This window comes from Blautia faecis (assembly GCF_027662325.1).
Classification (GTDB): domain Bacteria; phylum Bacillota; class Clostridia; order Lachnospirales; family Lachnospiraceae; genus Blautia_A; species Blautia_A faecis.
On the sequence record NZ_JAQDKY010000007.1, the window covers coordinates 110,953 to 120,544 of the forward strand.

Genomic DNA, 9,592 nt, shown 5'->3' on the forward strand with positions numbered 1-9,592 from the left:
GTAAGTGATTGACCTCTGGACTGCTTTTTATCATGTACCTTAATTAAATCGACTTCATTCTGAAATCTTACTTTACTTCTTTTTTTACTCATATCCTGTTCTTTCTGATTTTATTTTCTCTTATTTTCCAATAGCGTTCGCCCATCTTTTCCCAGCTCGTGTTTAAAAAAGGCTCTCATCTTTCGCCTTCGGAATCCCGATCCGGATGTTCCTCTTCGGGCAGATTCCCTGGCAGGCGTGGCAGCAGATACATTCTCCTGAGAGAGGGGTATCACCGTCAATGTCCAGATGAGCAGGACAGCGCTTTTTGCAGGCTCCGCATTTCGCCGGACAGGTGCCTTTGTCACGGTTGAACAGCGCAGAGGGCGCTATAGGCATTATAGCAAAAATTGCGCCCATTGGGCAGAGGAACTGGCAGAAAAATCTTTCCTGAGTGCACATTCCGATCATGAGCAGAATCAGCAGCACAATCCCCACCTTGTAGGCAGCACCGGGAAGTCTGCCCGCGGTGAGCATGGAAAACACATCCCAGGGACTCATGCCCTGAAGCTTGCTGTACCAGCCGGTAAGGATAGATACAAGAAGCACCAGAAGCCAGATATATTTCACCTTCTGCAAAATGCGGATGGCTTTTTCTGAATATCCGTGACGGCCTTTTTTATGAAAAACCTTCTGGCGGATAAACACAGTCAGCTCATACAATGCATCCCCAAGGGAACCAAATGCGCAGGCATATCCGCAGAAATGCCGTCCGAACAGGCAGGTTACCACCAGCAGCACGGCAGTCACATCCAAAAAGGAATTCCAGCTGATTGTCTGATGTGCTGCGATTGCCTGAAAAATGGACTTCACGCCTGCGAATGCCGTGGAAAAAAGTGCCGGAGCAAAAATGAAAAACAGAAGCTGGATGCCGGCGCGGATCAGCCGGATTTTTCTCTGTCTCTTTTTCATTGATTTTCCGCCTTTCCAAGTGCATCATTTACAGCGTTGATAATTCCAGTGGAACTGAAGGTTGCGCCGGAAATGGTGTCAACGTCTGTACTCTGGGAAGCCAGAATGGTGCTGATCACGCCTTGTCCCTGGGAAAGGTATGCAGAGTCTTCGCCTGGTGCACTTACCACCTGAATGTCTGTAATCGTGTCATTTTCAAGTGTAACCTGAACCTGGATATTGCCGCCAAAGCCCTGGCCGTCTCCTGTGTAGGTTCCGTTTTTGTAGACAAGATCTTCACTTTCTTCCTCAGAAGAAGCGTCCTCAGCCTCTGTCTCATCTGTATTCTTGTCATCTTTTTTCGCGTCCTCGGAAGCATCCCCGGAAGCCGCTTCTTCCGTCTGGGCTTTCTGATTCTTCGCTTCCTCTTCTGCCTTTTTCTTCGCCTCTTCCTGCGCTTTTGCAGCCTCTTCAAGGGCACTTAATATCTCATCCTGCTGTTTTTCCAAGGCCTCCACTCTGGTTGTCAGACTGGCGATCTGCTGGTCTTTTTCGGTATCACTGTCTTTTTTCTGCATGGAGTTGTAGCAAAGAACGACACCAACGATCAGAAGCAGACATAAAACTCTCATAATAAAACTCTGGTATTTCATGGGTTATGCTCCTTTTGCCTGATTTAATGCATTTCTAAATGCCTGAATAAATCCCTGGGAGGAATATGTGCATCCAGATACTGTATCTACACTGTCTGCGGACTGCTTTCCCATAACCTGTCCAAGAATTCCCTCCCAGGCTGTATCTGCATATTCTTCATCATCATAGGAAAAATAAGTTGCTCCCACAATCTGTCCTCCGGATATTGTTACGGTAACCTGTACACTGTCTGGTCCGTCATTGCCTTCTCCAATGCCAGTGTAGGTTCCATCTGTATATGCACCAGCAGGCACAGGCGTGGGTTCTGGCGTAGCTGTCGGTTCCGGCGTCACAGAATTCTCCGGTGTATCCGTCGGTTCCGGTGCAGAAGTTGGCGCTGGCGTTTCAGTAGGCTCTGGTACAGCTGTAGGCTCCGGTGCAGTCGTTGGTTCCGGAACAGAAGTCGGCTTTGGCGTATTTGTGGGTTCTGGCTTCTCGGTGGAATCCGGCGCCTCAGTGGGCTCTGGCGTTACTGAAGGCTGTACCTCTGTATTTTTTGCCTGCTCCAATGCTATTTTGGACGCATCCAGAATTCCCATAGAAGAAAATGTTGCACCACTTACAGTGTCAATTCCTTCTGTACTCTGCTTTTCCAGTATTTTAGGCTGTATGGATCTCCATGCCTTATTGAAAAAGCTTCTGGTATCTGAGTTTGTATTGGTTACTTCCGTAATTTTTCCGTCTTTAATTGTCAGTGTTATGTTGACCTTTCCAGAATATCCCATTGCAGACCCTGTATAGGTACCATCTTTCAAAAGCTTTACAACCGGCTGTTCATCTGACGGATTATCCGGAGTCTTGGTAGGATGTGGAATCTCCGTTGGAATTGGTGTTACAGTTTCATCAGGTACAGTAGTCGGAGTTGGAGTTATATCTTCTTCCTTTGAGTCTGTAGTTCCTGATTGATCAGCCTTTGAAAGAGCCTGGGATAAAGCTCCGAGAATTCCATTGGAAGAAAATGTTGCACCACTTACAGTATCAATTTCAGAAGTACTCTGTCTGGAAATCACATTGGACTTGATTGTTTTCCATGCTTTATTAAAAAATTCAGGTGTGTCTGTATTTGTGTTGCTTATTTTTTTGATTTTTCCATTTTTTATTGTAACCTTTACCGTTACGATTCCATCAAAGCCTTCTGCCTGTCCCTCATATACGCCATCTTTATAGCTGACAGAAGTATCTTTCTTCGGTTTCTTTGCAGGTTTTGGCGTTGGAGTTGGTGTGGCAGCCGGTGTGGCAGAATCACTGTTTCCTGCCTGTGAAAGGGCATTCTGTACTGCCTGGATAATCCCGTTTGAGGAATAAGTTGCACCGCTGACTGCATCCACATTCGGGGACTGGCTTGATAAAACCTTACTTACAACGCCCTGTGCAGAGGCAAAATAAGAGCCTGTTTCTCCAGAGGCACTTAATATATCAACAGCTGTGATTTTCCCACCTGATACAGTTACCTGTACGGTAATCGTTCCTCCAAAGCCAGTTCCGCTTCCCTGGTAAGTTCCATCTTTATAGCCGCCTTCCGGAACTTCTGTAGTTGGTGTAGTGGTGGAGCCCTGACCTACCCCTGAAGATGCAGCCGTTTTTACTGGAAGGGTCTTTGAGCTTCCTTTTTTTATACCACTTTTTTTCTTTGAAATTTTGGAGGTTTTTTTCTTTGAAGAAGCTGATGATGTGTTCTTGCCTGCTTTCAGCAGACTCTCCTCTTCTGCCTCGTCATCTGCTGCCTCATAGGAATAGGCTGTTTTCAGAAGCGATTCCAGATCCTGGGATTTTACAACCTCTCTGGTTTCAGCAGTCACTTCTTTTCCACTGCTGCCAGCCTGAGCACCTGCTGCAGCCACAGCCGCAATAACCACTGCTGCTGGAGCAAGTTTCACCAGATTCTTTTTTTCAAAAGGATTCTTATCACTGTCTCGTTTTTTCATGCTGTCTCCTGTTAAAATATGTAGCAAATTAAATTTCTCTTTACAAGCAAAAGCAGGGGCTGTTAAAAACGGCCCCCGTTCCTTTGCCTTGTTTCACACAAGTCTTATTTGTTACCAGTAAAAACTTTGTAACAATTATTGTAACTGTTCAGTACCTTCTGAATGGTTACCAATTATTTTACTTTTACTTTGAATTTCTTAGATACCCCATTACTTGTAACAGTGATGGTTGCAGTACCTTTCTTCTTACCTTTTACAACACCTTTTGCAGTAACAGTCGCTACTTTCTTGTTGCTGGACTTATATGTTACTTTTCCGGATGGTGTTGCGATTGCTTTGATTTTTACTGTTTTGCCTTTCTTGATTGTTGCAGAAGATTTTGCAAGCTTCAGAGAAGGGTTCTTAACCTGGATTACTACTTTCTTAGTGTAATTTCCAACCTTTATAGTAATGGTTGTCTTTCCCGCTTTTTTCGCTTTTACAACACCTTTGGAAGAAACAGTAGCTACTTTCTTGTTGCTGGATTTAAATTTAACTTTTCCAGTTACATCATTTTTTACAACCGTAATGGTTGTAGAGGTTTTTCCTTTGGTATAAATTGTGGAAGCTTTTGCAGTTGCTGTAATTCCTTTGGCCGGTGCTGCAGTCGGTGAAGGAGTTGCAGTTGGCTGCGTAGGGGTCGGTGTTGCAGTTGGCTGTGCAGGGGTCGGTGTTGCGGTTGGCTGTGCCGGGGCTGGTGTTGCAGTTGGCTGTGCCGGCGTTGCAGTTGGAGCCGGAGCTTTTACAAGCATATTAAGAGCTTCTCTTAAATGTCCGATCTGCTCTTCTACGCCATACGTTGTCTGATTCTTAATATTTGCAAGCATTTCCTCACACTCTTCAAGCTCATTTGCAATGCTGTCTTTTGCAGCAGCCCAGCTCTCCGGAGTATAATCAGCCTCATTCAGGGCTTTTGCTTCTGCGATAATGTTTTCCAGTGGTGTGGAATCTGCATCACCTGCAGGTTTTGCAATATTCTCAGCTTTTGCCTGGAATTTTACAACGTAATCCTGGTATCCAAGGGCATGAACAGTAAGGATCCAGTAACCAGTTCCGTCAGTTCCTTCCGGAAGCTTGCATCTTCCTGATTCTGTAAGGCCAAGCTGGATACCCATCATTTTATGCATCCAGTTATCAGCTGCAAATTTTGTTCCATAGTTTGCAAGTCTGTTTGTATAAGTGGAATCATTTCCATAATATGCCCACTCAACAGACTGCATATGTGCACCAAGATCGCCATAGTTTCCAGTCAGGTCAACTCTCAGGAACTCACCATAAGAACCATTTCCAGGTTTTACAGTTGCTGTAATTCCGTCTGCCACTTTCAGCTCTGCATCTTTGATACCAGACTCAGTTCCGTTCTGTCTTGCTCCGATTACAAAGCTACCAGCTTCAGCTTTTGTAACTTTTTTCAAACCATTTGTATTTGCAGTTACATTTGCAACGGCTTCATAGGATTTCAGTTCTTTCTCGCCATAACCGCCAATCAGCTGTCCGCCATTTTTTACAATTGCATGACTTTCTGCAAAAGCAGCAAGGTCAGCTCTCTTAATCTCAACCGGTACATATTTCAGGCCAGTTACGGTATATCCGGTTACATTGTTCCGGTTAAATACTTCTGATGTTCCATCGGCATAATAAACTGTTTTTCCGTCTGCGCTCCAGTGAGAAACTGTTTTCCCATTAAGAACCGCGGTTGCCTGGAAGCTTCCTCTGTGAAGGCCATGGTTTGCAGTTGCTCTTGTTACAGCATCAAATGCTCCAAGGTCTGACTCACCTCTTCTGTCTTTTTCTTCAGAAGAAGCTGTGGAGTCTGCATTGTATACATCCTCGGAAGCCCAGTACTCAGCCCATGTAAGACCTGCGTATACATATACGTTTTCGTTGTAAACAAATGTTACATCTGGGTATCCGGCAGCACTTACAACTACTGTATCTCCATCGTTTACAGCTGTTTTAGAATAATCAAGAGTTCCATCCTCCTGAACAATCTTCACAGCACCTTTTCCGCTTGCAGCATACTCTTGGTCACCAATTTTTACTTTTGAAACTGTTTTGGTAAATGCAACAAACTGCTCAGCGGTAATATCTGCCGCAGCAACCAGTTTTCCTTCATACTCATCATAGGAAGCCATTACAGTATCTGTTGTTGCTGTAAAAGTAGCGCTGACAGGAGCATATTTTCCATTTGCATCGGAAATTGTCAGAGTATGTGTTCCAGGTGTAAGATTTGTAACCTTTACTCCTGTCTCTGTTGTCGCTGCTTCCACATCATCAACTGCATATTTCTTTGAATAATCAGATGGAAGTGCTTCAGATAATTCAACTTTAACCTCTGCATCTGTTACCTTGATGTTGTCAACGGTTGCACTGACACCTGTTTTTACCGGAACATAAGTATCTGGAATATCAAAATTAATTTCCCCCTTATCCGTATAGTACGTTACGCTGGAAATAGTTTTTCCCATCATGGATTTGTAGTGGTCAGAGCTTATTGGGCAACCGTGAGATTCTGTTGTAAAGCCGGTGCTCCATGCAAGTTCTTTTCCTTTCCAGATATTCTCAAGATGACGGAGTGCATAAGTGGTTCCGTCTGTTGTATTGATGATTACACCATAAATCTTATCACCATTAGATGCATTTACTACTGCCTTTACTGCTGTCTCATCCAGCTTAAGCTGATAATCTCCATATTTGGAATTAAGCTTTAATTCAGCATTCACACTAACATTCTGTTCGGACATTCCCTGAACAGCGCCAAAAGAAATATTTTCGTTCTCATCTACGCTCATTTCCTTGTAATATGCAGGAGTTTCTGCCGGAACATAATAAGTATAGCTTGGCTGTTCAATAAGAGCCGCTGCACCAGTATATGTATTAGTACTTACCTGGCCTTTCATGTTCGTAGTAATCTCTATAGTAGTGCTGTCTGTAATCTGTTTAAAATTTTCCAAATCAGAAGCTTTATTCACTTTTACCGGAAAAGTAACACCTGCAAGTTCATTTCCTTCCGCGCTTGTATGATAAGCAGCATTTCCATTCATCACGCCGCTCATCTTTGTTTTTGCTTTCGTCGCGGATGTAAATGCATCTACTTTTACATCATTGTTTTTCAACTCAGATCTGTAAAAAGCTTCATAGGGAATGTTCATCAGTACGATCTGACCATCCTCCACTGTTTTCACAGCTCCCGCTTCATTGTTGGTTTCGCCCTCAGTGTTTGCTAAAAAAGCATCTTCTGTGTCTCCGGTTTCGCCGTCCTCAAATCCAGACTCCTCTTCTGCGGCTTCTCCAGATTCAAAACCATCCTCTGTGTCTGTACCAAAATCTGCTGAATCGTCAGCCTCTGATGATTCGTCATAGTCGTCTGAAATCTCATCAGAATCATATATAGTCTCATCAGAAACCTTAACAGACACTTCACCAGAAGTAAAATCTTCTGCCATTACTCCAACTGGTGAACTGGTCATCGCTACAGCTGCACTCATAATGATCGGAGCAATTTTTCTTAATAACTTTTTGTCAGCCATCCTCTTCCTCCTTATTTAACTATTATTAGTATTTTCTAACCTTTGTTTATTTTACAGAATCGCGTTAGAAATGTCTATCTTTTTTTAGTTTAGACATTGCACTTTTTTTATCAACAAGAGTGGGCTTCCGTATACCGACAAGCTGATTCTGTCTCCATATTTTAATTACTTTCCTCTCTTCAGATATAATGACATCGCTTACAGACAGCACACTCATTTGCAGTAAAAAAATCCAGGCACGGAAGTCTTCTTACTTCTATACCTGGATTCTCGTACATCGAAAATTAAGTAACTGCCATATTGACTTGTCTGATTTTTCATCTGCTGCACCGCCTTCCTACGCGATGCACAAAAATTATACTGTGTATCATTTCCCTTTGGCAGCCTTTAAATTTCATTTTTATTTATCTTTTCTGCCATATCTGCATTTTGCGCCCTCTGGCGGTCACAAATACGTTTTAGAACAGCCGTTTTGCTACACAGACACGGCCGTTTGGATGCGCCATACACCATATTTTCTTTCTATGAGAAAAAGCTTTCAGCCACGCTCATCTCCGCAATATATCCAACAGTTCCTGTCATAAAAATAGTTCCGTCTTCTTTAATGTCGATCTGGATCATACCACCTGGCTGGTTTACATTGATTCTGTTTTCCATCAGACCTTTCCGGTAGGCTGCAATGGCTGCCGCACAGCTTCCTGTACCGGAAGCTTTTGTGTAACCGGAGCCACGCTCCCAGATCTCGATATCCAGATTTCCTTTGTCAATCTTGCGGCAGATCTGCAGGTTCACTCTTTCCGGGAACTCATCTGCATTTTCCACATATGGTCCCAGTTCCCTTACTTTTTCCGGTGATACCTGATCCATGAAAATAATGCAGTGTGGATTTCCTACTGTGAGACAAGTTGCTTTGTATTCTTTCTTGTTAAATGTAAATGGCTCATCGATCACCTCACGCACCTCGCCAGTTACCGGAATCTCTCTGGAAAGGAAAGAGGCTTTGCCCATGTTTACGCGGAACTCTGTCGCTCTGGCATTCAGACACTCTACTTCGATTGTTCCGGATAAGGTCTCAATGGCAAATTTTTTCTCTGTAACATACTCATTGTCCATAAGATATTTTGCAAAAATACAGACACCGTTTCCACTGATTGTAGCTTCACTTCCATCGGAATTAAAAATACGCATTCCCATTTTTCCGTTAATGTCAACTGGTCCGTAAAGCACACCATCCGCTCCAAGTCCGAATCCCCGCTGGCAAAGAAGCGCAACTTTTTTGCCCTGCAGCTGAAGCTGGTTTTTCTTCGCATCCAGTACCAGATAATCATTTCCAAAGCCCTGATATTTTGTCATGATAATGCTGTCTCTCATTGTTTTCAATTCCTTTCTGACGAAACGCCCGTGATCTTTTTTCTCAAATCACATCTTATATATCCAGTATAGCGTTTATTTTTCCCATGTACATAGAATAACTTGCGAAATATATTGCAAAAAATGCGATATTTCATTTATAATAAAGTCATATTTCAAGGCGCGGAATTGAAATATGACGCTACGCAAACGTAGCTGCAAACAAAGTTTGCGGTTCCATACACACTATAGTAAAAACAGGAGCCATAACATATGAATTCTTTCAATGAGCCAACTGAAAAAACCGGCTATCTGGAGCAGGATTTCCGGCTTTTTCACATCAAGGACCAGACCAAGCGGGAATTTTCCTACCATTATCATGATTTTCACAAGGTGATCATCTTTCTTTCCGGAAAGGCTGCCTACCACATTGAGGGAAAGTCCTACTACCTGAAGCCCTGGGACATTCTCCTCGTGAACCGTCACGCCATCCACAAACCGGAAATTGATTTTTCGGTTCCATACGAACGTTTTGTACTATGGATCCGCGACGACATCAAATCCACAGAACTGCTCCGCTGTTTTCAGAAGGCGATTGACCGGAGTTACAATCTGATCCGTCTGGACTCTGACACTCAGGAAAAATTAAAGCAGCTTCTCTATGAACTGGAAGCTGCCCTAAAAGGCGAAAAATTTGGCAGCGATCTGCTTGGCTCAGCTCTTTTTACCCAGTTCATGGTTTATGTAAACCGCATTTTTCTGGAAAAGCAGTACATTTATGACGCTCATTCCTACAGCAGTGATTCCCAGATAGAAGAGCTTCTACGTTATATTAACTACAACCTTACTGAAGATCTTTCCATTGAAACCCTTGCGCGGAAATACTACCTGAGCAAGTATCACATGATGCGGAAATTCAAGGAGGAAACCGGTTACACCATCCACAACTACATCATTAGCAAGCGCCTTCTTCTCGCCCGCACAAAAATTTCCGAAGGCACCCCCATCCTGAAGGCCGCCCAGTTAAGCGGCTTCTCCGACTATACCACCTTCTCCCGGGCCTATAAAAAACAATTTGGCACCGCGCCGAGCCAGACAATATAATTGCTATTTAGTGTGTTGAAA

6 protein-coding genes are annotated in these 9,592 nt (G+C 43.5%); 1 reads left to right on the plus strand and 5 read right to left on the minus strand.

Going from position 1 to position 9,592, the window contains the following annotated elements; all coding sequences use genetic code 11:
- Positions 1 to 162: 162 nt before the first annotated feature.
- From PGQ38_RS05650 to dapF, 5 genes are all read right to left on the minus strand, one after another.
- Positions 163 to 951: a 4Fe-4S binding protein gene (locus tag PGQ38_RS05650; RefSeq protein WP_270431004.1), complete on the minus strand. Its 789-nt coding sequence runs from the start codon at positions 949 to 951 to the stop codon at positions 163 to 165.
- A complete protein-coding gene (locus PGQ38_RS05655; protein WP_270431006.1) occupies positions 948 to 1,583 on the minus strand; it encodes an FMN-binding protein in 636 nt (211 codons plus the stop codon). Before PGQ38_RS05655 ends, PGQ38_RS05650 begins: the two co-directional genes overlap by 4 nt.
- 3 nt (positions 1,584 to 1,586) lie before the next feature.
- Positions 1,587 to 3,548, minus strand: coding sequence for an FMN-binding protein (locus tag PGQ38_RS05660; RefSeq protein ID WP_270431007.1), 1,962 nt, complete (start codon positions 3,546 to 3,548; stop codon positions 1,587 to 1,589).
- 173 nt (positions 3,549 to 3,721) lie between these two features.
- Positions 3,722 to 7,117, minus strand: a complete 3,396-nt coding sequence (locus tag PGQ38_RS05665; RefSeq protein ID WP_270431009.1) for a penicillin-binding Tp47 domain C-containing protein — start codon at positions 7,115 to 7,117, stop codon at positions 3,722 to 3,724.
- A gap of 522 nt (positions 7,118 to 7,639) precedes the next feature.
- Positions 7,640 to 8,488, minus strand: coding sequence for a diaminopimelate epimerase (gene dapF / locus PGQ38_RS05670; protein WP_270431010.1), 849 nt, complete (start codon positions 8,486 to 8,488; stop codon positions 7,640 to 7,642).
- A gap of 252 nt (positions 8,489 to 8,740) precedes the next feature.
- Here dapF and PGQ38_RS05675 point away from each other — a divergent pair, with 252 nt between their 5' ends.
- The gene (locus PGQ38_RS05675) at positions 8,741 to 9,571 is read left to right on the plus strand and encodes a helix-turn-helix domain-containing protein (protein ID WP_270431012.1); all 831 of its coding nucleotides are present in this window, start codon (positions 8,741 to 8,743) and stop codon (positions 9,569 to 9,571) included.
- Positions 9,572 to 9,592 lie beyond the last annotated feature (21 nt).

Coding starts and splice junctions, on each gene's coding strand:
- dapF (WP_270431010.1), bottom strand. CDS start 8,488: ATGAGAGACAGCATTATCATGACAAAATATCAGGGCTTTGGAAATGAT.
- PGQ38_RS05665 (WP_270431009.1), bottom strand. CDS start 7,117: ATGGCTGACAAAAAGTTATTAAGAAAAATTGCTCCGATCATTATGAGT.
- PGQ38_RS05655 (WP_270431006.1), bottom strand. CDS start 1,583: ATGAAATACCAGAGTTTTATTATGAGAGTTTTATGTCTGCTTCTGATC.
- PGQ38_RS05675 (WP_270431012.1), top strand. CDS start 8,741: ATGAATTCTTTCAATGAGCCAACTGAAAAAACCGGCTATCTGGAGCAG.
- PGQ38_RS05660 (WP_270431007.1), bottom strand. CDS start 3,548: ATGAAAAAACGAGACAGTGATAAGAATCCTTTTGAAAAAAAGAATCTG.
- PGQ38_RS05650 (WP_270431004.1), bottom strand. CDS start 951: ATGAAAAAGAGACAGAGAAAAATCCGGCTGATCCGCGCCGGCATCCAG.